21 protein-coding genes are annotated in these 23,396 nt (G+C 63.5%); 9 read left to right on the top strand and 12 right to left on the bottom strand.

The window, feature by feature from the left end; genetic code table 11:
• Positions 1-31: 31 nt before the first annotated feature.
• A complete protein-coding gene (gene trpD / locus LAN37_03540) occupies positions 32-1,081 on the bottom strand; it encodes an anthranilate phosphoribosyltransferase (GenBank protein MBZ5646281.1) in 1,050 nt (349 codons plus the stop codon).
• Positions 1,082-1,228: 147 nt separating this feature from the next.
• On the opposite strand from trpD, the gene sucC reads away from it, so the two are divergent.
• From sucC to LAN37_03520, 4 genes are all read left to right on the top strand, one after another.
• Positions 1,229-2,401, top strand: coding sequence for an ADP-forming succinate--CoA ligase subunit beta (sucC, locus tag LAN37_03535; protein MBZ5646280.1), 1,173 nt, complete (start codon positions 1,229-1,231; stop codon positions 2,399-2,401).
• Positions 2,402-2,473: 72 nt separating this feature from the next.
• On the top strand, positions 2,474-3,358 hold the full coding sequence (gene sucD / locus LAN37_03530) for a succinate--CoA ligase subunit alpha (protein ID MBZ5646279.1): 885 nt from the start codon (positions 2,474-2,476) through the stop codon (positions 3,356-3,358).
• Positions 3,359-3,434: 76 nt separating this feature from the next.
• Positions 3,435-3,863, top strand: coding sequence for a nucleoside-diphosphate kinase (gene ndk, locus LAN37_03525; protein MBZ5646278.1), 429 nt, complete (start codon positions 3,435-3,437; stop codon positions 3,861-3,863).
• Between the two features lie 314 nt (positions 3,864-4,177).
• Positions 4,178-4,366 (top strand): 4-oxalocrotonate tautomerase family protein, encoded by a 189-nt coding sequence (locus tag LAN37_03520; protein ID MBZ5646277.1) that lies wholly within the window; start codon positions 4,178-4,180, stop codon positions 4,364-4,366.
• Positions 4,367-4,504: 138 nt separating this feature from the next.
• Here the strand turns inward: LAN37_03520 and LAN37_03515 are convergent, their stop codons facing one another.
• Together LAN37_03515 and LAN37_03510 are read right to left on the bottom strand one after the other, a co-directional pair.
• Positions 4,505-5,500: a polyprenyl synthetase family protein gene (locus LAN37_03515; GenBank protein MBZ5646276.1), complete on the bottom strand. Its 996-nt coding sequence runs from the start codon at positions 5,498-5,500 to the stop codon at positions 4,505-4,507.
• Positions 5,501-5,539: 39 nt separating this feature from the next.
• Positions 5,540-6,037, bottom strand: coding sequence for a YajQ family cyclic di-GMP-binding protein (locus tag LAN37_03510; protein MBZ5646275.1), 498 nt, complete (start codon positions 6,035-6,037; stop codon positions 5,540-5,542).
• Positions 6,038-6,223: 186 nt separating this feature from the next.
• Between LAN37_03510 and LAN37_03505 the strand changes: the two genes are divergently transcribed.
• The gene (locus LAN37_03505; GenBank protein ID MBZ5646274.1) at positions 6,224-6,835 is read left to right on the top strand and encodes a histidine phosphatase family protein; all 612 of its coding nucleotides are present in this window, start codon (positions 6,224-6,226) and stop codon (positions 6,833-6,835) included.
• Positions 6,836-7,119: 284 nt separating this feature from the next.
• Here the strand turns inward: LAN37_03505 and LAN37_03500 are convergent, their stop codons facing one another.
• The 3 genes from LAN37_03500 to larC all read right to left on the bottom strand — a co-directional run bounded on the left by LAN37_03500 (position 7,120) and on the right by larC (position 11,431).
• Positions 7,120-7,920 (bottom strand): TatD family hydrolase, encoded by an 801-nt coding sequence (locus tag LAN37_03500; protein MBZ5646273.1) that lies wholly within the window; start codon positions 7,918-7,920, stop codon positions 7,120-7,122.
• A 156-nt stretch (positions 7,921-8,076) separates the two neighbouring features.
• The gene (gene metG / locus LAN37_03495) at positions 8,077-10,095 is read right to left on the bottom strand and encodes a methionine--tRNA ligase (protein ID MBZ5646272.1); all 2,019 of its coding nucleotides are present in this window, start codon (positions 10,093-10,095) and stop codon (positions 8,077-8,079) included.
• Positions 10,088-11,431: a nickel pincer cofactor biosynthesis protein LarC gene (larC, locus tag LAN37_03490; protein ID MBZ5646271.1), complete on the bottom strand. Its 1,344-nt coding sequence runs from the start codon at positions 11,429-11,431 to the stop codon at positions 10,088-10,090. Before larC ends, metG begins: the two co-directional genes overlap by 8 nt.
• A gap of 172 nt (positions 11,432-11,603) precedes the next feature.
• Between larC and argS the strand changes: the two genes are divergently transcribed.
• Entirely contained in the window at positions 11,604-13,691 is a 2,088-nt protein-coding gene (gene argS, locus LAN37_03485) for an arginine--tRNA ligase (GenBank protein ID MBZ5646270.1), read from the top strand.
• A gap of 166 nt (positions 13,692-13,857) precedes the next feature.
• On the opposite strand, the gene LAN37_03480 is transcribed toward argS, so the two are convergent.
• Positions 13,858-14,988: a WG repeat-containing protein gene (locus tag LAN37_03480; protein MBZ5646269.1), complete on the bottom strand. Its 1,131-nt coding sequence runs from the start codon at positions 14,986-14,988 to the stop codon at positions 13,858-13,860.
• Between the two features lie 380 nt (positions 14,989-15,368).
• Here LAN37_03480 and LAN37_03475 point away from each other — a divergent pair, with 380 nt between their 5' ends.
• Positions 15,369-15,812, top strand: coding sequence for a hypothetical protein (locus tag LAN37_03475; protein ID MBZ5646268.1), 444 nt, complete (start codon positions 15,369-15,371; stop codon positions 15,810-15,812).
• Positions 15,813-15,877: 65 nt separating this feature from the next.
• Here the strand turns inward: LAN37_03475 and LAN37_03470 are convergent, their stop codons facing one another.
• Both LAN37_03470 and LAN37_03465 read right to left on the bottom strand, forming a co-directional pair.
• Positions 15,878-16,081, bottom strand: coding sequence for a hypothetical protein (locus LAN37_03470; protein ID MBZ5646267.1), 204 nt, complete (start codon positions 16,079-16,081; stop codon positions 15,878-15,880).
• A gap of 35 nt (positions 16,082-16,116) precedes the next feature.
• A complete protein-coding gene (locus LAN37_03465) occupies positions 16,117-16,614 on the bottom strand; it encodes a hypothetical protein (GenBank protein MBZ5646266.1) in 498 nt (165 codons plus the stop codon).
• Positions 16,615-17,078: 464 nt separating this feature from the next.
• On the opposite strand from LAN37_03465, the gene LAN37_03460 reads away from it, so the two are divergent.
• Positions 17,079-18,065 carry a hypothetical protein gene (locus LAN37_03460; GenBank protein ID MBZ5646265.1) on the top strand — a complete coding sequence of 329 codons (987 nt, stop codon included), beginning with the start codon at positions 17,079-17,081 and terminating at the stop codon, positions 18,063-18,065.
• 6 nt (positions 18,066-18,071) lie between these two features.
• Here LAN37_03460 and LAN37_03455 read toward each other — a convergent pair whose 3' ends face one another.
• The 3 genes from LAN37_03455 to smpB form a co-directional block, all read right to left on the bottom strand.
• A complete protein-coding gene (locus LAN37_03455; protein MBZ5646264.1) occupies positions 18,072-18,443 on the bottom strand; it encodes a PilZ domain-containing protein in 372 nt (123 codons plus the stop codon).
• 120 nt (positions 18,444-18,563) lie between these two features.
• Entirely contained in the window at positions 18,564-20,066 is a 1,503-nt protein-coding gene (locus LAN37_03450) for a leucyl aminopeptidase (protein MBZ5646263.1), read from the bottom strand.
• Positions 20,067-20,181: 115 nt separating this feature from the next.
• A complete protein-coding gene (gene smpB, locus LAN37_03445) occupies positions 20,182-20,715 on the bottom strand; it encodes an SsrA-binding protein SmpB (GenBank protein MBZ5646262.1) in 534 nt (177 codons plus the stop codon).
• Positions 20,716-20,957: 242 nt separating this feature from the next.
• On the opposite strand from smpB, the gene LAN37_03440 reads away from it, so the two are divergent.
• On the top strand, positions 20,958-23,363 hold the full coding sequence (locus tag LAN37_03440; protein MBZ5646261.1) for a type II and III secretion system protein: 2,406 nt from the start codon (positions 20,958-20,960) through the stop codon (positions 23,361-23,363).
• Positions 23,364-23,396 lie beyond the last annotated feature (33 nt).

The following is a 23,396-nucleotide window of genomic DNA, read 5'->3' as shown; positions in this document are numbered from 1 at the left end:
TGCTTGCAACAATCACCCCGCATTTTCGTGCTCAGTGCTGGTTGGTAAACCTCACCAGCGCCTCTAGCTTCTCCATCGCCGCGCCCGAATCGAGCGACTTCGCGGCGATCGGGATCGCATCGCCAATATGGTCCGCTCGTCCCGCCGCCACCAGCGCCGCCGCGGAATTCAGCAGCACCACATCCCGCCGCGCTGATTTCTTCCCCCGCAGCACATCCCGGATGATCCCCGCATTCATCCCGGCGTCTCCGCCCGAGATGTCCTCCAAGGTCGCGCGCTCGATGCCGAAATCCTCCGGCGCGACTTCATAGGCGCGTACCCGCCCGTCGCGCACCTCCGCCACCCTTGTCGGCCCGGTGACGGTGATCTCGTCCAGCCCGTCGTTGCCGTGCACCACCAGCGCGCGCCGTACTCCTAGCAGCGACAGCGCCTCTGCCAGCTTCTCGACCAGATCTTCGGAATAGACGCCCACCACCTGCGCCGATGCGTGTGCCGGATTCGTCAGCGGCCCGAGAAGATTGAAGACCGTACGCAGCCGCAGCTCGCGTCGCGCGGGCTGCACGTACTTGGTCGCCGAGTGCATCGCCGGCGCGTACAGGAACGCGATCCCTACCTCGCCCAGGCACTGCGCCAGCCGCGCCACGGGCAGGGAGATATTCACTCCGAGGGCTTCCATCACGTCCGCCGACCCGCATTTTGAGGTCACGCTGCGGTTGCCGTGCTTGGCGACGCGCACGCCCGCCCCCGCCACCGCCAGCGCCGTCGCGGTCGAGATGTTGAACGTCCCCGACGCATCGCCGCCGGTGCCGCAGGTATCCACCAGCGCATCGCGTTCCGTGTCGCTAACATCCACCGTGGAATTTTCCGGGATGGTGAGCGGCGTGGCCGCTGCCCGGATCGCCTCCGCGAACCCGACGATCTCCTCCACCGTTTCGCCCTTCATGTGCAGCGCGACCAGCAACGCGGCGATCTGCGCGTCAGTGCACTCTCCGCGCAGGATCTCGCTCATCACCTCCCGCGCCTGCTCCCGGGAAAGCGGCTCGCGGTGGTTGGCGACACGATGAAGGGCGTCGAGGATCATGGGTTCCCAAGCTTACCGCATTGATTTAGCTGCCAAAAGCTAATAGCCAAAAGCGAGCCGCGGTTATAAAATCGTTCGTTTCCTGCCCATCGGTTGTTACCCCCGGTAAGCAGCAAGCAATCTGAAGCAGTGGTCCTACATACGATTATGAAAATCCACGAATATCAGGCAAAAGCCATCATTCAGAAGTTTGGTGTCGCGGTGCCGCGCGGCGAAGTCGCCATGACCCGCGAGGAAGCCGAGAACGCGGCCAAGACTCTGCTCGGCAACGGCGCGTCCGGCGTCGTCGTGAAGGCGCAGATCCATGCCGGAGGCCGCGGCAAAGGCGGAGGCGTCAAGATCGCCAAGTCCGCCGAAGAAGCCGGCGAGATCGCCGCCCGCATGCTGGGCATGCGTCTGGTCACCCACCAGACCGGCCCCGAGGGCAGGACCGTACTTCGCCTGCTGGTCGAAGAGACGCTGCCTATCGAGCGCGAGCTCTATCTCGGCATCGTCATCGACCGCGCCGAAGCCAAGCCCGTCTTCATGGCCTCGGCCGCCGGCGGCATGGAGATCGAGCAGGTCGCCGCCGAGAATCCCGATGCCATCCTCAAAGAATGGATCGACCCCGGCATCGGACTTCTCGGCTACCAGGCGCGCAAGCTCGCCTTCGGCCTCGGCCTCAAGGCGGAGCAGATCAACGAGGCAGTGAGGTTCATGACCGCTCTCTACAAGGCCTGCGAAGCCACCGACGCCTCGCTCGCCGAGATCAATCCCTTCATCACCACCAAGGACGGCAAGCTCTACGCCCTCGACGCCAAGATCAACTTCGACGACAACGCGCTCTTCCGCCACAAGGACCTGAAGGAGCTGCGCGACATCACCGAGGAAGATCCGCTCGAGGTCGAAGCCTCGAAGTACGGCCTCAACTACATCAAGCTCGACGGCACCGTCGGCTGCATGGTCAACGGCGCCGGCCTGGCCATGTCCACCATGGACATCATCAAGTACGCCGGCGGCAATCCCGCCAACTTCCTCGACGTCGGCGGTGGCGCCAACGCCGAGCAGGTCACCCACGCCTTCGAGATCCTGCTCAGCGACAAGAACGTGAAGGCCGTCCTCATCAATATTTTCGGCGGCATCCTGCGCGTGGACACGCTGGCCACGGGAGTGGTCGAAGCCGCGCGCAAGACCAACATCCAGTTGCCCATCGTGCTGCGTCTTGAAGGCACCAACGTCGAGCAGGGCCGCGAGATCCTGAAGAACTCGGGGCTGAATTTCATTGTTGCGCAGACCATGAAGGACGCGGCCGAAAAAGTCGTCGCCGCCGCCAGGGGTTGATTAGAAGGGGCACGGCTTCAGCCGTGCCGTCAGAGCTTTATTGAACGGGGGCTTTAGCCCCTGAGGAAAAACATGAGCGTACTCATCGATAAATCCACCAAAGTCATCGTCCAGGGCCTCACCGGACGCGAAGGCACCTTTCACGCCAAGACTTGCGCCGAATACGGCACCAGGATCGTAGGTGGCGTCACCCCCGGCAAGGGCGGCACCACGCACGAAGGCTGGCCCGTGTTCAACACCGTGCTCGAAGCCGCGGACAAGACCGGCGCCAACGCCACCGTCATCTTCGTCCCGCCGCCATTCGCCGCCGACGCCATCATGGAAGCCGCTGACGCCGAGATCGAGCTCATCGTTTGCATCACCGAAGGCATCCCCACGCTCGACATGGTCCGCGTGTGGGAATTCCTCCAGACGCGCCGCTCGCGCCTCATCGGCCCCAACTGCCCCGGCATCATCTCTCCCGGCAAGTGCAAGATCGGCATCATGCCCGGACACATCCATCGCGAGGGCAATGTCGGCATCGTCTCGCGCTCCGGGACACTGACTTACGAAGCCGTTCACCAGCTCACGTTGCGCGGCATCGGGCAGTCCACCGCCATCGGCATCGGTGGCGACCCCATCATCGGCACCAACTTCATCGACGCCCTCGAGCTCTTCGAAAAGGACCCGCAGACCGAGGCCATCGTTATGATCGGCGAGATCGGCGGCAACGCCGAGGAGCAGGCCGCCGAGTACATCCAGAAGCACGTGCGCAAGCCGGTGGTTTCGTTCATCGCCGGCCAGACCGCGCCTCCGGGACGCCGCATGGGACACGCCGGCGCCATCATCTCCGGCGGACACGGTACCGCGGCGGAGAAGATGAAAGCGCTCACCGCCGCCGGCATCAAGGTCTGCAAGACGCCCGCCGAGATCGGCGAGACCGTCGCCGCCTCCATGGGCGCCCACGCGACACGTTGATCTTCGGGAGCGACGCAGTTTGCTGCGTCGCTCCCGACCTAACTACTGACTACCAGCTACTAGCTACTAGGAACGAATGAAGACCCTACAACGCACGCTCGCCATCATCAAGCCCGACGCCGTGAAGAAGAAAGTCCACGGCGAGATCATCGAAGTGATTCTGAACAACGGCTTCTCCATCATCGGCATGAAGATGCTGCATATCACCAAGGATCAGGCCGAGGGTTTCTACGCCGTGCACGCCGGCAAGCCCTTCTTCGAGTCGCTGACCAAGTTCATGTCCAGCGGCCCCATCATCGTCATGGCGCTGGAGAAGCCCGAGGATGCCATCGCCGCCTGGCGCAAGCTGATGGGCGCCACCAACCCGGCCAACGCCGAGCCCGGTACCATTCGCAAGAAGTACGCTGCCAACATCGAGCAGAACGCCGTCCACGGCTCCGACGCCGAGGACACCGCCCACTTCGAGATCAGCTATTTCTTCGCCGGCTACGAGCTGACGAAATGACCGCTTTTGGCGGGCGTCCGAGCCCGCCGCGGTCATCCTGAGCGGAGCGAAGGATCTGTGTGGGACAGCCGCCCTCGGCTGTCCCGATTGGTGTCTCTCAGCCATCAGGCGGCGCGCGGCGCCGCTCCGGTGGAAGCGCAGGCCTTTAGGCCTGCGAAACGGGATTGGAAATGAATCGGGGCTTTAGCCCCGGTGTGGAGCGGTCGCCCTCGGCCGCGCAAGCCCGCTTCAGCGGGCGTGAGAATTTAGCCCCGGGCGCAAGCCCGGGGTAGGCTCGAGGAGAGATTCCCGAGCCCCTTAAGGGGCGTAAGAATATGCCGCATGTTCAAGTTACTTTGCTTCAGGGCCGCTCCACCGACCAGAAACGCAAACTCGTCACCCGCATCACCGACGCGCTGGTCGAAGAATGTAACGCCACCCGCGATGCCATCACCGTCGCCATCGTCGAGGTCCCGAAGGAAGACTTCGCCCGCGGCGGCACGCTCGTCGCGGATCGAAAATGACCGGCGAAGGGTGGAGCAGGCCTTAAGGCCTGCGTTCCTGCCATGGAATGAAATCGGCTTTAGCCGCTGAGGTACCTCAGAGGCTAAAGCCGCATAGGTCTGGACCTCTACAATGCAGCGCTGAAGCGCTGCTCCACCCTACTTTTCTCTCGACACCACGAAATCCGGCACCCACAGCAACGCCCGCTTGATCTCCGAGTCGGGAAACTCGCGGATCAACTCCCGCGCCTCCGCCGCATACTCCGACGCGCGTGCCAGCGACGCATCGACTGACCCGTAGCGGCTCAGGATGTCGAGGATCTCCTGGTGGGTCACGCCCTTGAACGCTTGCTCCCGCAGCACGGTCTCGATCTGCCGCCGATCTTCCGGCGTGCATCGCTCCAGCGCATGGATCACCGCCAGCGTCGCCTTGCCTTCGCGCAGATCGCTGGCCACCGGTTTGCCCAGCACCTCTTCCGATGCCGTCAGGTCCAGCACGTCGTCCACGATCTGGAACGCCATGCCCACGTCGCGCCCATACTTCGCCAGCTTCTCTTCCTCTTCTTTGCTGGCTTTGCCCAGGATCGCGCCCATCCGCATGCAGGTGGAGAACAGGCACGCCGTCTTGCGGTAGATCAGGTCGAAATGCTCTTCCTGCGTGATGCTCTTGCCCAGCTTCTCCATTTGCAGCAGTTCGCCCTCGACCATCGCCTGGGTCAGCTCGATCAGCGCGTCCAGCACGCGGAAATTCCGCTCCTGCACCGCGATCTTGAACGCCTGCATGTAGAGCCAGTCGCCCGCCAGCACGCACTTCGAGTTTCCCCATTGCGTGTTCGCCGATGGACGGCCGCGCCGCGTCTGCGCTTCGTCGATGATGTCGTCGTGCACCAGGGTCGCGGTGTGGATGATTTCCACTACCGCGCCCAGCCGGATCACGCTCCGCTCGTTGCACTGGAACAGCTTGGACGAGAGCAGCAGCAGCGCTGGCCGGATGCGCTTGCCCCCGCCGCCTCGCAGGTGCTCCCCGATGTCGGTGATGGCCGCGACGTTCGACACCGTGTCGCGTCCGAACTCCCGCTCGATCGCCGAGAGATCGTCCCGCAACAGGTCAAAGACCTCTTTCGCCATCGCCGACGTTGTGGCCGGTGTGCTCATTTCTTGGGCTTTTCCTAACTACTAACTACCAGCTACAAGCTACTGCGTTCGGTAGTTCACGAACTGCATATCGATCCCAAAATCCTGCTGCCGCAGCAGCGCGATGATTTCCTGCAGCGTGTCGCGGTCTTTCCCGCTCACCCGCACCAGGTCTCCCTGGATCGACGCCTGCACTTTCTTCTTCGAGTTCTTGATCAATTTCACGATTTCGCGCGCCTTCTCGATGGGGATGCCTTGCTGCATCGTGATTTTCTGCTTGACGGTGGCACTGGCCGCCGGCTCCACCACGCCGTAAGTCAGCGCCTTGAGCGGCACGCCGCGCTTGACCAGCTTGGTCTGGAGCACGTCGTTGACCGCCTTCAGCTTGTATTCGTCCACCGCCGCCAGGTTGATCGCGTCTTTCTCCTCCAGCGCGATGTTGCATTTCGCGTCCTTCAGGTCGAAGCGCGTGTGGACTTCCTTCAGCGCCTGCTGGATGGCGTTCGATACCTCCTGCAGGTCCACCTTGCTGACGATGTCGAACGTGTTCTCAGGCATGACGTCCGACTATGCTATAGGTTCGCCGTAAACCCCCGCAACCCGCGCGACTGGTGTAGCGGCGGGCGTTCCCACCTGTCGAGGCGGCGCGCAGCGCCGCGGCGGTGGAAGCGCAGGCAGCCCGCGAGGCGGGCGCAAGAATTTAGCCCCGGGCGTAAGCCCGGGGTACCGTTCGCAAAATGAACCTTGAGCCCGCTTCAGCGGGCGACAGAATCGCGCCAGGGCGTGAGCCCTGCGTCGGGAACAGACACGCATATGCCGCGCCTCTACCTCGTTCGCCACGGCAAAGCCACGGAAGACTCTGAGGAGGATCCCGGTCTTACCGACACCGGCCGCGCCCAGGCCGAAGCGATGGCCTTGGCTCTCGCGCCCAAGGGCCCCTTGCCGCTCCTGACCAGTCCCTTTCGCCGCACCCGCGAAACCGCGGCGCCTCTCGAGCGCCTCTGGGGCGTGTCGATCCAGACTGACCCGCGCATCGGCGAGATCCCGGTGCCACCAGGCGTCTCGATGTCCCGCGCGGAGTGGCTGAAATTCGTCCGCCAGCGCCGCTGGCCCGATCTGGATCGCCCACTGCGTCTGTGGCGGGACCGGGTTTTGGAGGCGCTCCTCGAGATCGCGCGCGACACCGTCGTCGTCACCCACTTCGTCGCCATCAACGTCGCCGTCGGTCACGCGCGCCACGACGATCGCGTTTCCTGCTTCCGCCCCGACAACGGCTCTTGCACTGTCCTCGATTCCGACGGCAAGGATTTCCGCATCGTCGCACTCGGCTCCGAAGGCAAGACGCAGGCCATCTAGGCTGATTTCGCGCGGTTAGCGTATCCTGTTCACAGCCATTCTTACGGAGGAGACCAGATGTCTGCTCGCAACGGCGACAAATCCCGCTACGGACGCCAACGCCGCAAGAAGATCGCCCAACGCGCGCGTAACCGCGCCCTGCGCAAGGGCGCCCGAGTGTCGAATCCGAAGTCTTAAAGCCCGCTCCGGCGGGCGCAAGAATTTAGCCCCGGGCGTAAGCCCGGGGTTAGCCCCCCAAGAACCATCCTGAGCCCCTTCAGGGGCGACACAACGCGCGCGAGGCGCTAGCCCAAGCGCAGGTTGAAAAACCGATAGAAATTCTCTGTCGTCGCCCGTCCCACCTCGTCCCGCCCCATCCCGCGCACCTCGGCTATCGTCCTCGCCGTCTCCACCACGTACGCGGGCTCATTTCTTTTTCCGCGGTGGGGGATCGGCGCCAGGTACGGCGAATCCGTCTCGATCAACATCCGTTCCAACGGGATCTCCCGCGCCGTCTCCCGTATGTTTTGCGCCTTGGGATAGGTGATGTTCCCCGCGAACGAGATCATGAATCCCATGTCCAGCGCTGCGTTCGCATGCTTCAGCTCGCCGGTAAAACAATGCAGGACCCCGCCCAGCCCGCTCATCGCCCAATGCTTACTCAAAAGATCCAGCAGCTCCACCCACGCGTTCTCGCTGTTGTCGCTCGGCCGGTTGTGGATGACGATCGGTTTTTTCCGCGCCCGCGCGATCTCCATCTGCCGCACGAACACCGCGCGCTGCACCTCGCGTGGCGAGTGGTCGTAGTGATAGTCCAGCCCTGTCTCACCTACCGCGATCACCCTGGGATGCTGCACCAGCGCGTCCAGCCTCTGGTACGCGGCCTCGTCCGCCAGCCGCGCCTCGTGCGGATGCACCCCCACGGTCGCCCAGATCCAGTCGTGTCCCTCGGCCAGCCGGATACCGCAGTCCATCGATTCGGGCCCCTCGCCGTTCCCGATGGCCACCATTGCCTCCAACCCCGCCTCCTGCGCCCGGAACAACACCCCTCCGCGATCCTGTGCGTACTTCGGCCCGTCGAGATGGCAGTGCGAATCTACAAACATACGGGAACACCAGACCTTGTAAGTCGCCGGTCGCCAGCCCGCTTCAGCGGGCGAAAGAATTTAGCCCCGGGCGTAAGCCCGGGGTTAGCTGTCCAAAATGATCCTGAGCCCCGTCAGGGGCGACACAAGTCTGCGAGGGCGTGAGCCCGAGCTAAATCACTTCAATCTCGCCCCGATGGGCACGTCCTCCAGGAATCCCGCCAGCACCGGCTGCCCATCTCCGACCGAAGCCGCCAGCAGCATGCCATTCGACTCCAGCCCGCGCAGCTTTCGCGGCGCCAGGTTCGTCACCACGATGATCTTCCGCCCGACCAGCTTCTCCGGCTCATACGCCAGCGCGATCCCGGCCACGATCTGCCGCACCTCGGTGCCGAGGTCCACTTCAAGACGCAGCAGCTTGTCCGCGCCCTTCACCTTCTCCGCCACCTTCACCTGTGCCACGCGCAACTCGACCTTCGTGAAGTCATCGATCGTGATCTTTGCCGGCTCCGCCGGCGCGGGTGCCGATTCCGCCGCTCCCGGCGCCCCCTGTGTGGCACCGCCTCCCTCGGCCGTAGTCGGCTCTTTCTTCGTCGCCGCCGCCTGCGTGCGCTGCTCTTCCATTTTCTGCATCCCCTCGATAGCGGATTTGTCGGCGCGCGGGAACACGCCCTCGACTTTGCCCAGCTTTGTGCCCAGCTCCAGTTGTCCCCACTTCAATCCCGCCAGTTTGAATTTCCCGATGTTGCCCAGCCCAAGCTGCGACCAGATTCTTGCCGTGGACTCGGGCATCACTGGGTGCGCCAGCGCGGTCACGATGCGCAGCGCCTCGGCGCAGGTATAAAGGACGGTCGCCAGCCGCGCCCGGCTCGCCTCGTCCTTTTTCTCCGCCACCGCCCACGGCTCGTTCTCGACGATGTACTTGTTCACCGCGGCCACCAGCGACCACGCGCTCTCCAGCGCCCGCGAGAACTGGAAATCGTCGAACAGCGAACCGAAGTTCGCGATCGTTTCCTCGGCAAGCTTGGCGATCGCCTCATCGCCGGGCGTGCGTGCCACCGCCGCCGACGGGTACGGCACCTCGCCCTTGAAGTAGCGCGTGATCATCGACAGCGTGCGGCTCGACAGGTTTCCCAGGTCGTTGGCCAGGTCGGCGTTGAAGCGCTGCACCAGCGCGTCGAAGGAGAACGACCCGTCCTGTCCGAACACGATCTCGCGCAGCAGGAAATAGCGCAGCGCGTCGTACCCCAGCGTCTCCCCGATGGTCTCCGCCCGCACGATGTTCCCGCGCGACTTCGACATCTTGCTCTCTTCGAACAGGATCCACCCGTGCACCATCACCGACCGCGGCAGCGGCAGTTCCGCCGCCATCAGGAACGCCGGCCAGTACACGCAGTGGAAGCGCACGATCTCTTTCCCGATCATGTGCACATCCGCCGGCCAGTATTTGTGGAATCGATTCTGGTCCTTCTTCTCCGCCGACCCGTACCCGATGGCGGTGATGTAGTTGCTTAACGCATCCAGCCAGACGTACACCACGTGCTCGGGATCGTCCGGCACCGGCACGCCCCACTTGAAGGTGCTGCGCGAGATCGAGAGGTCGCGCAGTCCGCCGCGCACGAACGCCGTCACCTCGTTGCGCCGCGTCTCCGGCCGGATGAACTCCGGGTGCTCCGCGTAATACTTCAGCAGCTTGTCTTCGAACGCCGACAGCTTGAAGTAATAATTCTCTTCGCTGACCGTCTCCGTCGGACGTCCGCACTCCGGGCAGGGCGCGCCCGTCCCGCCCGCATCCACGTACAGCTCGTCGAAGACGCAGTACTGGCCGGTGTACTTGCCTTTATAGATGAAGCCGTTCTTCTTCAGCGTGCGGAAGATCTCCTGCACGCCGCGCTTGTGTTCGGCGCTGGTGGTGCGGATGAACTTGTCGTTCGTGATCCCCATCCGCTCCCACAGCGCGCGGAACTCCCCCGCCACCTCGTCGGTGAACTGCTGCGGCGATTTGCCCGCCGCTTCCGCCGACCGCCCGATCTTCTGCCCGTGCTCGTCCGTCCCCGTCAGGAAGAAGGTGTCGATGCCCAGCATCCTCTTTCTTCGCGCGACCGCATCGCACGCGATCGTGGTGTACGCGTGCCCGATATGCGGGTGGGCGTTGACGTAGAAAATCGGAGTCGTGATGTAAAAGCGTTCAGCCATTCTTCTCCAGATAAAGGCGCGTGGCTTCCTGCATGACCCGTTTCAGCGGAACATGATTCTTTTCGGCGATGCGGCGGCAATCCTCGTACTCGGGAGCGTAGTTGGCGACGGCGCCGTTCAGGTTCGCGACCTTCAGGCGGACCTCGCCCCACTTCGTCTGCACGCTGACCGAGCGGCGCAGGAGCGCGGCGCGGCGCTCCTCGCGCATGCGCACGCCCAGCGTCGTCGTCTCGGTGAAGATCAGCTTGGTCAGCTTCGACGCGTGCTCCGGCTTGCACAAGACGGTCAGCAGCAGGCCGGGGCGGTTCTTCTTCATCTGCACGGAGGTAGCGAAGACGTCGAGCGCGCCCTCCGCCAGCAGACGGTCCATCACGTATCCGAAGACCTGCGGGTTCAGGTCGTCGAGATTCGCCTCCAGCACCGCGATGGTCTCGCGCGGCGCCTCGACCGAGACCAGGTCAGCCTTTTGTTCCTCTACTCCCGTCTTGCCCACGAGAATGCGGACCACATTCGCGTGCCCTTTGAAATCGCGCGACCCCGCGCCGTAGCCGACCTTCTCGATCTTCATGCCGGGGATCGGCGCAAAGCGGTTCGCGAGTACTTTCACGATGGCAGCGCCAGTCGGCGTGACCAATTCCGCTTGGATTCCGCTGGAGAACACGGGTGCATCCTTCAGCAACTCGACCACCGCGGGCGCCGGGACGGGGAACTCGCCGTGCGCGCACTTCAGGGTGCCGCTGCCCAGGTTGAGCGGCGAGCACACCCACTCGTCCACGCCCAGCGCCTCGCTGCCAACGGCGGCACAGACGATGTCCACGATCGCGTCCACCGCCCCGACCTCGTGGAAGTGGATGGCGTCGCGGGTGGAGTTGTGGACCTTGGCCTCGGCGTCGGCAAGAGCTTCGAAGATGGCGATGGCGCGGGCCTTGGCGGTGTCGGTGATCTTTGCCTTGGCGATGATGGTGCGGATCTCGGTCAGGCCGCGATGCGGATGATCGTGCTGGTGATCATGCGCGTGGTCGTGCTCGTGATGATGATGTTCGTGAGTATGGCCGTGCTCGTGCCCGCGCGCGGGCGCGCGGGCTACTTTGTCCAAGTCTTCTTTGCTCTTCCAGTACTCCTCACGCGGGAGGTCTTTCTCGCCGCCGACCCAGACGTCCACCTTGGTGGCCGAGATGCCGCTGCGGTCCACGCGGCGGGTCTCCAGGCGCGCGCCGACATCGAGCGCGGCGACCGTCTCTTCCAGCAGGCGCGGCGGAACGCCGGCCTCCACCAGCGCGCCCAGGAACATGTCGCCGCTGATGCCGGAAAAGCAGTCTAGGTAAGCGATGCGCATCGTACTCCGTAGGGGTCCTTCGACTCGCGCGCCCCATGCGGGCGCGCTCGCTCAGGATGACACCTTCACTCCAAACTTTCGATGATAGGGAAGCGTACGACAGGCGTCAAACCTGACGCGGCAACGGCGCTTGCTATAATCGCACGCAAACTCTGACTCCCAGGGAGCTTTCTTGTACCGCCAGTTCCAAAACAGGCTGGTCGAAACGGTGCGCGCCTTCCTGCACCGGCAGTACCAGCTCGATCTGCCGGAGATCATCGTGGAGCAGCCGCCGAACGTGGGTTTCGGCGAGTTCGCCATGCCGCTCTGCTTCGAGCTGGCCAAGAAGCTGCGCAAAGCGCCGCGCAAGATCGCCGAAGAGATCGTGGCCGGCATCGGGCCCATCCTCGGTTTCGACCGGCTGGAGGTTGCGGGCGCGGGATACATCAACGCCCGGGTCAAGCGCGGCGAGCTGGCGGCGGCGCTGGCCGCCGACAAGGACGACATCACCCCTATCGAAGCCGAGCACCACGCCCGGGAGAAGATCCTGGTCGAGCACACCTCCATCAATCCCAACAAGGCGGCGCACATCGGACACCTGCGCAACGCCATCCTGGGCGACACTTTCGTGCGCCTGCTGCGCGCCGACGGCTACCCGGTGGACGTGCAGAACTACATCGACAACACCGGCGTGCAGGTGGCCGACGTGGTGGTCGGCTTCGTCCATCTGGAGAAGAAGTCGCAGGCCGAGATCGAGAAGCTCATCGATCAGGACCCGCGCTTCGACTACACCTGCTGGGACCTCTACGCGCGCGTCTCGCAGTGGTACACCGAGGGCAAGAAGCACGTGGACGCGCGCCTGGAGGCGCTGCACCAGATCGAGCAGGGCGGCAACGAGCTGGCGGAGATCGCGCGCATGATCTCCGAAACCATCGTCGCCAAGCACCTCGACACCATGCTGCGCCTGGGCATCACCTACGACTTCCTGCCCCAGGAGAGCGAGATCCTCCACCTGCACTTCTGGGACTCGGCCTTCCAGCAGCTCAAGGACAAGGGCGTGCTCACGTACGTCGAGGAAGGGAAGAACAAGGGCTGCTGGGTGATGTCGCGCGGCGGGGCCGAAAAGCCAGCCGCAGAGTCCGCAGAGAACGCCGAGGAAGATCAGAAAGTCATTGTTCGGTCGAACGGCACGGTCACCTACGTGGGCAAGGACATCGCCTACCACCTGTGGAAGTTCGGCTTGCTGGGCAAGGATTTCGGCTACCGGCGCTTCTACACCTATCCCGACGGGCTCGAGTGCTGGATCTCCACCGACCTTTTGCAGAACGAGCCCGACCATCCGCAGTTCGGCGGCGTGGCCGCCATTTACAACGTCATCGACGCGCGCCAGAGCGATCCGCAGAACAACGTGGTCGAGGCCATCCGCGCTTTGGGTTACACCGCCCAGGCCGAGCACTACACGCACTTTTCCTACGAGATGGTCGCGCTCACTCCGCGCTGCGCCCTGGAACTGGGCTACGACATCGACGAGGAAGACAAGGCGCGGGCGTACATCGAGGTCTCGGGGCGCAAAGGCTTCGGGGTCAAGGCCGACGACCTGATCGACGCCCTCATCCACGCCGCCAGGAAAGAGGTGGACCCGCGCCACCCCGAGTTGAGCGACGACGAGCGCCTGCACGTCGCCATGCAGATCGCCATCGGCGCCCTGCGCTACTTCATGCTGCGCTTCACCAAGAATTCCGTGATCGCGTTCGATTTCAAGGACGCGCTCGCCTTCGAGGGCGAGACCGGACCCTACGCGCAGTACGCCGTGGTCCGCGCCAGCAACATCTTCCGTAAGGCCGGCCTGGAACCGGAGTCGTTCCTGGTAGAGACGCCGCTTGCGGATATCGAGTTCGAGCGGTTTCTCGGCAGCGGCGGAGCGGGTGAGCGGCCGGCGAGCGCTGTCGCGCGCGAGCCGGACGCGAGGGCGAAGCAGCCGGGGCGCAGCACCGGCGTTGCGGAGCCCTCAGAAAAAGACGACCTTTGGGAGCTGTGGCTGGCCGCGTCGAAGCTGGCCTACGTCATCGAGCAGTGCATCTCGACCACCGAGCCCGCGTTCCTTGCCAAGTACGCCTTCCAGTTGGCGCAGTTGTTCAACAACTTCTACCACCGCCACCACATCATCGGGGAAACTGACGAGTCGAAGAAGAAGTTCCTGCTGGCCACCGCCGCCGTGGTCCGCCGCGAACTCATCCGCGCGCTTGATGTGATGGGCATCACCGTCCCACCGGTGATGTGACCGCGTCTGGCGGGCGTCTGAGCCCGCCGCGGTCATTCCTTCGCTGCGCTCAGGACAGGCTCTGAGGGGCGCACCCCGAAGGATCTCTCCCCGGTGCCATCAGCGCGTCCGATTTTCGCGAACAAAAGGCGCAAACTGGTGATAAGGCGATTTATCGGAAGTTGACCTATTCGGGAGGAAAGCTGGCGACCATGTTGCGCACGTCCTGAGAAATGCCGTCGCAGCTCCTTGCACGATCTTCGTCGTCCCAGCCGAGGATGGGAGCGTGATCTGGACTGCCGACCGTCGGCCCCCAAATGACCTTTCCAGATGTATTCACATATCCAAATCCGTTGTCTGCCGTGAAGAAGCGGGACACGTCGTTCTCCGCAGCCTCATTGTCTGACCCGAAGAAGCCCGGCGCAGATTGATACGCCAAATGAAACGCGAATGCTCCCGAGCGGTTTATGAATCCGGTCTCTGCACCGATTCGAGCAGGCGCTAACCCACTAGCGAATACGTCTGCCTCGTCGAACTTAAACGGGATCACCACTTGGCCGTCGCGATCGATGTAGCCCCACTTTCCAGATTTCTTGACCGGAGCCAGCCCATTGCCAAAGGAAAGAGCCAGTTCGTAGATCAGCGGTATGGCTACTTTGCCGCGCAAGTCTAAGTATCCGTATTTATCGTTGCGACTAACGGGTATACGGCCCTCCGACACGCCACCCGTGAGTTGTTGGAAGCCTTTGGCAAGGACGGTTCCGTCTCTATCAATCAGTACTTCGCCTTCGTCGCTTTCCGCACTCGCAACGCCCTGCTGAAAGTAATAGGCAGCCTTGAAGGTCGGCGGGATCACCTCGTGACCTGAAGTATCAACGAACCCCCAACGGCCCTGCACTTCGACGGCAGCAAGGCCATCTGAGAATGGCAGGGCATGATCGTAGACGGGCTGTATTATGAATTTGCCTGTTCCATCGACGAATCCAACCTTCTCACCTTCGCGCTTTACGCCCAATTGCGTCGTACCTGGCCTGTGCGGGAGGAACTTCCCCGAAGCATCGATTGAGACTAGGCGACCGCAAACGAACACCTCTGCGAAGCCGTCGTGGAAATCCGTCGCCCAGTAGTATTGTGGCTTGATGACGACCGCACCGTTGTGGTCGATGAAGCCGTACTTCCCATCCTTTACGATGAGGAGCGGCTCTTTGGTTGGGGGAGAGGAACTTGTCGCCTGGGCAGCTGCATAGAGCGAAAGGCAGGATACTACGCCCATTAATCGCGCAACCCGGAAGAGTCGATTGCAGAGGGTTGATGCCATCCCACAGATTATCGAACAGGTCAACTTACGATAACAGACCTTAGCACAAGCGTGCGCCGTTTGTTCGCCTGATCGGCTGTCCTGGGCGGCGAGCAGAGGGTGGTAACCAGGAAGCCAGGAAGCATAGAGGCCGCCTCTACGGGCCTACAGCGACGCGCGTCACATGAGGCGGTAGGCTCGGACAAAAGCCTCGATTTTCTCGCGATGTTGTTGAAAACCAACGTCCACAGCTGGTTTTCGTGATGGTTGCCTGGCGTTCTTTACCAATCTTTACCATTTAGGCCGCGAAATTCTCGCGTGCCGCGGGTTGATACCTACAGATGGGGCCCCGGGCACCCAGGCGCGAAGGACCAGGGGGGTGGGGCTGGCAAGGAGGGACTATGAAGTGGACGAAGACTTTATTGATCGCGTTTGCTCTCATCGTAGGTACGGCGGGGCTCGCTGTCGCGCAGGAAGGCTATGGCAACGACGGTTATCGCAACAACCGGGGCGTCTACGGCCCCTATAACCAGGGCCCGTATAACCAAGGCCCGTACGACCAGAACCCGTATTACAACACGGGCATCCAGCAAGCCCAGCAAAACGGTTACCAGTGGGGCCTGCGCGATGGACAGGTCGACCGGCAAGCTGGTCGCTCCTACCGTGCGACCAGTAACGAAACCTACAGACACGCCACCGTCGGTTACGTAAGCGCCTACGGCGACAAGAACCACTACAAGTGGGTCTTTAGGCAGGCCTACGAGCAGGGCTATCAGCGCGGATACGGCGCGGGTGGCTACGGAGGCCCCTATGGCCAGTATGGTCGAGTGCCCTGGGGGCGGTAAGCCGAACGATTTCTCGGCAGCGCGCTGCGGCGTGCTGCCATTTTTTTGGGCGAAGACGGGTTTGTTCAGACGGCGCGCACGGGCTGGCGACCAGCACGCTCCAGCGCGTCCATCTCTCCGTGCAGGATAGCGCTGCCTTGCCGCACACGTCGGTTGTGACCTCGACCGATGACCTTGCCTGCATGGGCGATGACCGAGCCGATGGGGATGCCGCCCTCCTTCATTCCTTGTCGTGCTTCCTCGATCACTGTTTGGAGAAAATGGCCCATAAGCCGTAACTGTTGATAACAGACCTTATCACCACTTACCAGCCTGTCCCCGATCGCGTGACTACCTTTCTTCCGTCCTGGGCTACACATGCTCCGCGCCTACGGCGCTGGGTTTGCGGCTGCTTCAACAAACTCCACGCCTCGCGGAAGCGTTCGAAGCGGCCTCGGCTGCGGCGAATGTGAGGGTAAAGGCAGAGGTAGAGGGGCGCGGGACGGATGGCGGAGATGGGGATTACGTACCAGATGTCGCAGGGAACGACGTAGACGGCAATGAAATCGAAATCGAGCCGGGAATAGCGGCGCGGAGGATCGCCCCAAGTGAAACGGGTCACGTAGGCGCGGGAGTTGGTGAAAATGCGCGTGGAGCGGACCTGGAGGCGGTATTGAGGGCCGCGCGAGCCGACGACGAAGTCGAAACGCGCCGAATCGCCATAGGGTTTGGACACGGTGAGGCCGCACTCGGTGGCGCGCAGCATGAACTTGATCTCCGCCCACTCGCCGCGGCGTTTGGGCTGCCGGAAATTCGGAGGCATAGATTTAGATCGGGGGATCGACTGATTGTGGGATCGCCGGGATCGGGATCGGGATCGGGGTGGAGCAGGGCTTCAGCCCTGCATTTACAGGTTCTAACCACGAACGGCTTTAGCCGCTGAGGCGGAACAATGCCTCAGGGGCTAAAGCCCGGTATCTATCGCGCGGCCCGAATGCAGGCCTAAAGGCCTGCGCCACCCATTCCGGCTAGAGGGCCAGAAAGAGAAAAGGCGGGCGACTGGCGCCCGCCTTTCTTCTTACTATCTAATTATAGTATAGCACACGGATAGGGCCAAAAGTACCATTTTCCACAAAGATATATCTTCTTCTCCAGGAATAGGTTAGCGAGAAATCCACAGTTTTGGGGGCTTGACAACAATCTGGAGGCGCTCCAGATATGCAAATTGTCTCGTTTTGAGATGATTCCGGGATAGAATCCGCGCAATTTTCCCCTCAGGAGGACCGCATGGCCAAGGCGGACATACAGATCCACGAGAACACGGCGCCGCGTCCGGCATCGCTGAGCGGGCTGCGCTTTCGGGAGGATGTGGCTTTCACCAACGCCAAAGGTGAGGAAGACAAAGGCACACGCAAGCGGGTGAACAAGGCCCTGGAGAAGCTCGGGGACGTGCTGCAACGGGCGATGGGCCAGGACGAAGCGGTACTCTACGCGGTCCGCTTGCAGGCCCCCATCGGCGCGTTCGAACAGTATGGCCTCGGCTGGTACGTCTACCGCATCACCGCGACGGTGCTGGTGTTCACCAACCGGCGCATCCTGCACCTGGGGGTGGACGCGAGCGGCAAATGGAAAGGATCCCTCAAGAGCGTCGCCTATGGCGACATCGCGAAGGCCGAACCGAAGGGTTGGCTCAGCGGCGTCCTGTGGCTCACCTACAAGAACGGCAAGAAAGAAAAGTACTGGGGCATGAGGGGCGATGGCGTCAGGAAGATGAAAGCGCTGTTCGCGGCGCTGCTCCCGGCCTCGGGCGGGGAGAGCACTCCGGCGGCCGGCATGGCGTCACTGTGCCCGGATTGCCTGGCCCCGCTGACCGAGAAGGTGTACCAGTGCGCCGGCTGCGGGCTGGTGTTCAAGGATGAGGGCACGATGAAGAAGCGCGCCCTGCTGATCCCCGGCGGCGGGTACTTTTACTGCGGCCAGACCCTCCTGGGCGTGCTCGGCTTGATAGGGGAAGCCTGGCTGATTCTGCTGATCGTCATTTTCGCTATCGCGGCGGCGGCCACCTGGGGCAAGCCGCCGGCGAAACCGGATGACCTGGGGGCCGTCGGGATGCTCGTCACGGCGGTGCTCGTGCTGGGCATTCTGATGCTGGAGAAGCTGCTGGTCATCCACCACTGCCGGCGACTCCTCCGCGACTTCATCTCCACCGGGCAGAAGGACCCCATGCGCATGCAATCGGCAGGTGCGGGCGGCGGTTCCGGTGGATGGAAGTGAGCGGGCTCAGCGGATGGGTGAGCCCAGGCCGCGCAGCACAGTGCGGATCTGGCTGACGTTCTGGTGGTCGTCGATGGTGAGGGAGAGGAATTCCAGGCCGTAGCAGTAGCCTTTGCGGTCGCGCACTAGGCAGCGCACGCGGATGGGCTGGCCGGAGTAAGGCGGCGTGAATTCGACCGCGACCTCTTCGTCGAGGGAAAGTTCGGTGCCGGCGAAGACCGCCATCCCGCCCTCGTTGAGCTCGTTGCCGCGGGCCTGCACGATGGCGACCTTGTCTCCCTTTTGGGCCAGCAGGCGCACCGGGACTTCCAGCTTGTATCGCGGCCAGCGGCGGACGCTCTCGTAGCCGGATTCGTGCAGCACCGCTTCGGTTCCCATAGGGACTCCCTGCAGGCGAAGACTAGCAGGGAATGCCGCGGCGCATAAGGTTACGAAAGACGTGGCCCGGAATTCGCCAGCGCGGTGCACTCCAAGAACCCGCGGCGGAGCGGCGCGAGCTCAGACCACGCTGCTGTCGCGGTCGAAGTCGCGCACCCATTCGACGATGGAGCGCACGGCGATGCCGGACGGTCCCTGCGCGATCCACGCCTTGCTCTCCTCCATCCAGGCGGTGCCGGCGATGTCGAGATGGATCCAGGGCGTGTCCTCGACGAATTCCTTGAGGAACATGGCGGCGGAGATGGCGCCGCCCCAGCGGCCGCCGGTGTTCTTGATGTCGGCGATGCCGGAGCGGATCAGCTCCTTGTACTCGTCGTCCAGCGGCAGGCGCCACATCTTCTCGCCGGAACGCTCGAGCGCGCGCAGGAATCGCTGGTAGGCGGCTTCGTCGTTGGCGAAGACGCCGGCGTTGACGTATCCGAGCGCGACCACGCAGGCGCCGGTGAGGGTGGCGGCGTCGATCAGGTGGGTGCAGCCGAGCTGGCGGGCGTAGTGCAATCCGTCGGCCAGCACCAGGCGGCCTTCGGCGTCGGTGTTGATGATCTCGATGGACTTGCCCGACATGGCGATCTGCACGTCGCCGGGCTTCTGCGCCTTGCCGGAAGGCATGTTCTCCGTCGCGCACACGATGGAGATGACTTTGACCTTCGGCTTCAACAAGGCGATGGCGCGCATCGCCCCCAGCATCGCCGCCCCTCCCCCCATATCGTATTTCATTTTTTCCATGCCGTCGGAGGGCTTGATGGAGATGCCGCCGGAGTCGAAGGTGACGCCCTTGCCGACCAGGCCGAGGACGGGCTGGGGCAGGGCGCCGGGAGGATCGTATCGCAACACGATCAAGGCGGGAGGCTCGTCGGAGCCCTGGGCGACGCTCCAGAAGGCGCCCATCTTGAGCTCCCGGATGCGATCGGCGCCGAGGACCTCGCAGTTGAGACCGACGTCGGCGGCCATCTTCTGGGCGCGGGCGGCGAGGACGGTGGGAGTCATGCGGTTGCCGGGCTCGTTCACCAGGTCGCGGGTGAAGTTCTGCGACTCGCCCAAGATGCGTCCTTCTTCGAGGGCGCGCTCGAGGCCGGCGGGGCCGGCGGAGGCAGGGGCGACGAGGGTGAGGGCGTCGATCTTCTGGTCCTTGCGATCGCTCTTGTAGACGTCGGGCTCGAAGCCGCCGACGAAAGCGCCTTCGACGACGGCGCGGGCAGCGTCGGGGGCGGCGTCGGGGAGCACAAAGGCGAAAGCGCGGATGTTCCTGGGCTTGAGGAAACGCACGGCGGCGCCGGCGAGCTTGCGCAGTTCGTGGCGGGTGAAAGACCTGGCCTTGCCGCCGCCGACGAGGAGAAGGCGCTTGGCCTTGAGTCCCTGTGGGCGGTAGAGCAGGACGGTCTCGAAGCTCTTGCCAGTGACCTCGCCGGAGGAGAGCAGTTCTTTGGCGGCGGCTTGGATGGCCGGGTCGGAGGAGTGCAGTGTGGGGACGTTCTTGTCCTTTTCACCCTGGTCCACCATGGTGATCACGAGACATTCGGTGTCGAGTTGGGCGGGATTTTCGTAAGAGAGCTTTAGATTCATGTTTTCCTCAGATAGGGGTCCTTCGACTTGGCGCGGCGGAGAACGCGCCGCGCCTCACTCAGGATGACACCCAAAAGAATTCTCCTGTCCGCGAATTGTGAGCAAGGCGAGGAGATCATACGTTTCCTGCCTTGCGGGAGCGCTGGATGGCCTCGCGGGCCTCGCGGTCGGCGGTACGGCGGCGCTCGGTCTCGCGCTTGTCCCACAACTGCTTGCCTTTGGCCAGGGCCAATTCCACTTTGATCTTGCCGCTCTTGAAGTACATGCGGGTGGGAATAAGGGTGAGGCCTTTCTGCTGGGTCTTGCCGATCAGCTTGCGAAGCTCGTCGCGGTGGACGAGGAGCTTGCGGGTGCGCAGCGGGGCGTGGCCGGCGTAGCCCGCGTTCTCGTAAGCGCCGATGTGGGCGTTCAGCAGCCAGAGCTCGCCGTCCTTGATCAGGCCGTAGGCATCCTTGAGGTTGGCGCGGCCGGAGCGGATGGATTTAACCTCGGAGCCGGTGAGGACGATGCCGGTCTCGAATCTTTCCAGCAAGAAGTAGTTGTGGGCGGCGGCGCGGTTCTGGGTGGCGTCGCGCTGTCCCGAGGCGACGGGGTCGCGGCGGGGGTTCTTCTCCTTGTTCGGAGTGACCTGATGGGAGTGGCGGGGCATGCGCGAATGGAAATGCTAACACGCGGCGAGAAGAGCCGCGGGTCGTGGGTCGTGAGCCCGCGGGGCCGCAAGTCGCAAGTCGCAAGGGAGGGTCTGCGCCAACAAAGCAAAAGAATGAGCAATTTACAGATGCTATAATCGCGCGTTCTCATGGAATCTTGCCGAAGGCGCCGGTGGCAAGACAGTTCCCTCAGGGGGAAGTGTTGTTGGCGAGTGAATCCAGTACCGTCCCAAGGAGTTCGATGACCCGATCTATCCGGCGCTTCACCCCAGCAGGCAGCAAAAGTTGTGGACGGTTGCGCGGCGCGGCGCTGCTGCTGCTGCTGCTTACGGTGGCGCTGCCTCCCGCCATCGCCGACTCGGCGAAGTCGCTGTACAACAAGGGGAGAGACGCGGAGGCACGGCAGGACTACGAGTCGGCCTACGACTTCTACAGCCAGGCGTGGCAGGACAAGCCCAAGGAACTGAAGTACCGGGCGGCAACGTCGCGGGCGCGCTTCCTGGCCGCGGCTTCATACGTACACCGGGGGCAGAAGCTGAAGGACGAGGGCAAGCTGGATGAGGCCCTGCTGCTGTTCGAGAAGGCGGCGGTGGTCGATCCCTCGAGCTTCATCGCGCAACAGGAGATCAAGCGGACCAAGGCGCTGATCGAAAAGCGGAAGACCGGAGGGCCGCCGCCGACCTCCAGCCTGGGCAAACGGGTGGAGGAAGCGGGCGGTCCCATCGACCTGGCGCCGATCGCCGAGACGCCAATCACGCTGAAGCTGTCGGAAGACACCAAGGTCATCTACGAGACCATCGGAAAGCTGGCGGGAATCAACGTGCTGTTCGATCCCGACTACACGTCGCGGCGGGTGAAGATCGAGCTGAACGGGGTGACGCTGAACGAAGCGCTGGACATCCTGGCGCTGGAATCGAAGACCTTCTGGCGGCCGGTGACGGGAAACACGATCTTCGTGGCGTCGGACACGCCGGCCAAGCGCAAGGAACTGGAACAGAGCGTCATCAAGACGTTTTATCTGTCGAACGTGTCGCTTCCGACCGAGCTCCAGGACATGGTGAACGCGATGCGCACCATCCTGGAAGTGAGCCGCATCCAGCAGTTACCGTCGCAGAATGCAATCATCGTACGCGGCACGCCGGACCAGGTGGCGCTGGCGGAGAAGCTGGTCGGTGACATCGACAAGGCGAAACCCGAGGTGGTGGTGGAGGTGGCGATCATGCAGGTACGGCGCGACAAGCTGCGGGACCTGGGGATCGCGCCGCCGGGCAGCGCTGCCATCGGGCTGGCGCCGAACACGACCACGACCACCACCACGGGAACGACCGGCACGACAGGAACCACAACTTCGACGCCCACGACCACCCCGAACCAGATCAGCCTGAATTCGCTGGCCCATCTCAACGCGACTAACTTCGTGGTGACGATCCCGCAGGCGGCGGCCAACTTCCTGTTCAACGACACGACCACCAAGATCCTGCAGAACCCGCAGATCCGGGCGTCGGACGGACAGAAGGCGTCGCTGAAAATCGGCGACCGGGTGCCGATCGCGACTGGATCGTTCCAGCCGGGCATCGGCGGCGTGGGTATCAACCCGCTGGTGAACACGCAATTCCAGTACATCGACGTAGGCGTGAACATCGACATCACGCCGCGGGTGCACGCGGGACACGAGGTGACGCTGAAGCTGATGATCGACGTGTCGTCGGTAACGTCGCACGTGAGCATCGGGGGCATCGACCAGCCGGTGATCGGACAGCGCAAGATCGAGCACGAGATCCGCCTGAAGGAAGGCGAAGTCAACCTGCTGGGCGGAATCCTGGAAGACGACACGGTGAAAGGATGGTCGGGGATCCCGGGGCTGGGGCAGATCCCGTTCTTCCGATACCTGTTCGCATCGCAGCACACAGAGCTGCACCAAAACGAGATCGTGTTCGTTCTGATCCCGCACGTGGTGCGCTCGCAGGAGCTGACGGAGCTGAACGCGCGTGCGATCGACGTGGGCACGGGGACGGCCATCGACCTGCGTCGAGCGTCGCGCCCGAGGCAGCCGGCCTCGCCGCCGAACGGACCGACGCAGGTGCCGGCGACAGCTCCGGCCGCGGCACCGCAGCAGGCCGCGGCGCAGCCCGCGGCACCGCAGCAACCTACGGGGCAGGCCGCAGCGCCGGGCGCGGCGGCCAACGGGCAGCAAGCGCCGACACCGAGCCAGGCGCCTGCGGGTCCGCCGACGCCGGTGGGATTGAGCTTCGATCCGAACGCGGTGAACCCAACGAACGGCTCCACGTTCGCGGTGAACGTAGTGCTGACGGGAGGTCAGGACATCGCGACGGTCCCGCTGCAGATCACCTACAACCCGCAGGTCATGCAACTGGTGAACGTGTCGAACGGGGGATTCCTGTCGCAAGACGGGCAGCCGGTGGCGCTGGTGCATCGCGACGACCCGCCCAGCGGCACCCTGCAAGTCTCCGCAACCCGACCGCCGGGAACGGCGGGAGTGACGGGCAGCGGGGCGGTGTACACGCTGACCTTCCTGGCCAAGGCGCCGGGCACGGGGATGATCACGATCACGCGGCCAGCGGCGAGGAACAGCGCGTCGCAGGCGATCCCGGCGACGCCGGCGGCGGCGACGGTGACGGTGAAATAGATCGCCGAGATCGCCGGGATCCGGGGATCGCCG

It is taken from the genome of Terriglobia bacterium, assembly GCA_020073495.1.
In the GTDB taxonomy this organism is placed as follows: domain Bacteria; phylum Acidobacteriota; class Terriglobia; order Terriglobales; family Acidobacteriaceae; genus JAIQFD01.
This window is presented reverse-complemented; position numbering and strand designations above follow the sequence as displayed.

Coding starts and splice junctions, on each gene's coding strand:
- trpD (MBZ5646281.1), bottom strand. CDS start 1,081: ATGATCCTCGACGCCCTTCATCGTGTCGCCAACCACCGCGAGCCGCTT.
- sucC (MBZ5646280.1), top strand. CDS start 1,229: ATGAAAATCCACGAATATCAGGCAAAAGCCATCATTCAGAAGTTTGGT.
- sucD (MBZ5646279.1), top strand. CDS start 2,474: ATGAGCGTACTCATCGATAAATCCACCAAAGTCATCGTCCAGGGCCTC.
- ndk (MBZ5646278.1), top strand. CDS start 3,435: ATGAAGACCCTACAACGCACGCTCGCCATCATCAAGCCCGACGCCGTG.
- LAN37_03520 (MBZ5646277.1), top strand. CDS start 4,178: ATGCCGCATGTTCAAGTTACTTTGCTTCAGGGCCGCTCCACCGACCAG.
- LAN37_03515 (MBZ5646276.1), bottom strand. CDS start 5,500: ATGAGCACACCGGCCACAACGTCGGCGATGGCGAAAGAGGTCTTTGAC.
- LAN37_03510 (MBZ5646275.1), bottom strand. CDS start 6,037: ATGCCTGAGAACACGTTCGACATCGTCAGCAAGGTGGACCTGCAGGAG.
- LAN37_03500 (MBZ5646273.1), bottom strand. CDS start 7,920: ATGTTTGTAGATTCGCACTGCCATCTCGACGGGCCGAAGTACGCACAG.
- metG (MBZ5646272.1), bottom strand. CDS start 10,095: ATGGCTGAACGCTTTTACATCACGACTCCGATTTTCTACGTCAACGCC.
- larC (MBZ5646271.1), bottom strand. CDS start 11,431: ATGCGCATCGCTTACCTAGACTGCTTTTCCGGCATCAGCGGCGACATG.
- LAN37_03480 (MBZ5646269.1), bottom strand. CDS start 14,988: ATGGCATCAACCCTCTGCAATCGACTCTTCCGGGTTGCGCGATTAATG.
- LAN37_03475 (MBZ5646268.1), top strand. CDS start 15,369: ATGAAGTGGACGAAGACTTTATTGATCGCGTTTGCTCTCATCGTAGGT.
- LAN37_03470 (MBZ5646267.1), bottom strand. CDS start 16,081: ATGGGCCATTTTCTCCAAACAGTGATCGAGGAAGCACGACAAGGAATG.
- LAN37_03465 (MBZ5646266.1), bottom strand. CDS start 16,614: ATGCCTCCGAATTTCCGGCAGCCCAAACGCCGCGGCGAGTGGGCGGAG.
- LAN37_03460 (MBZ5646265.1), top strand. CDS start 17,079: ATGGCCAAGGCGGACATACAGATCCACGAGAACACGGCGCCGCGTCCG.
- LAN37_03455 (MBZ5646264.1), bottom strand. CDS start 18,443: ATGGGAACCGAAGCGGTGCTGCACGAATCCGGCTACGAGAGCGTCCGC.
- LAN37_03450 (MBZ5646263.1), bottom strand. CDS start 20,066: ATGAATCTAAAGCTCTCTTACGAAAATCCCGCCCAACTCGACACCGAA.
- smpB (MBZ5646262.1), bottom strand. CDS start 20,715: ATGCCCCGCCACTCCCATCAGGTCACTCCGAACAAGGAGAAGAACCCC.
- LAN37_03440 (MBZ5646261.1), top strand. CDS start 20,958: ATGACCCGATCTATCCGGCGCTTCACCCCAGCAGGCAGCAAAAGTTGT.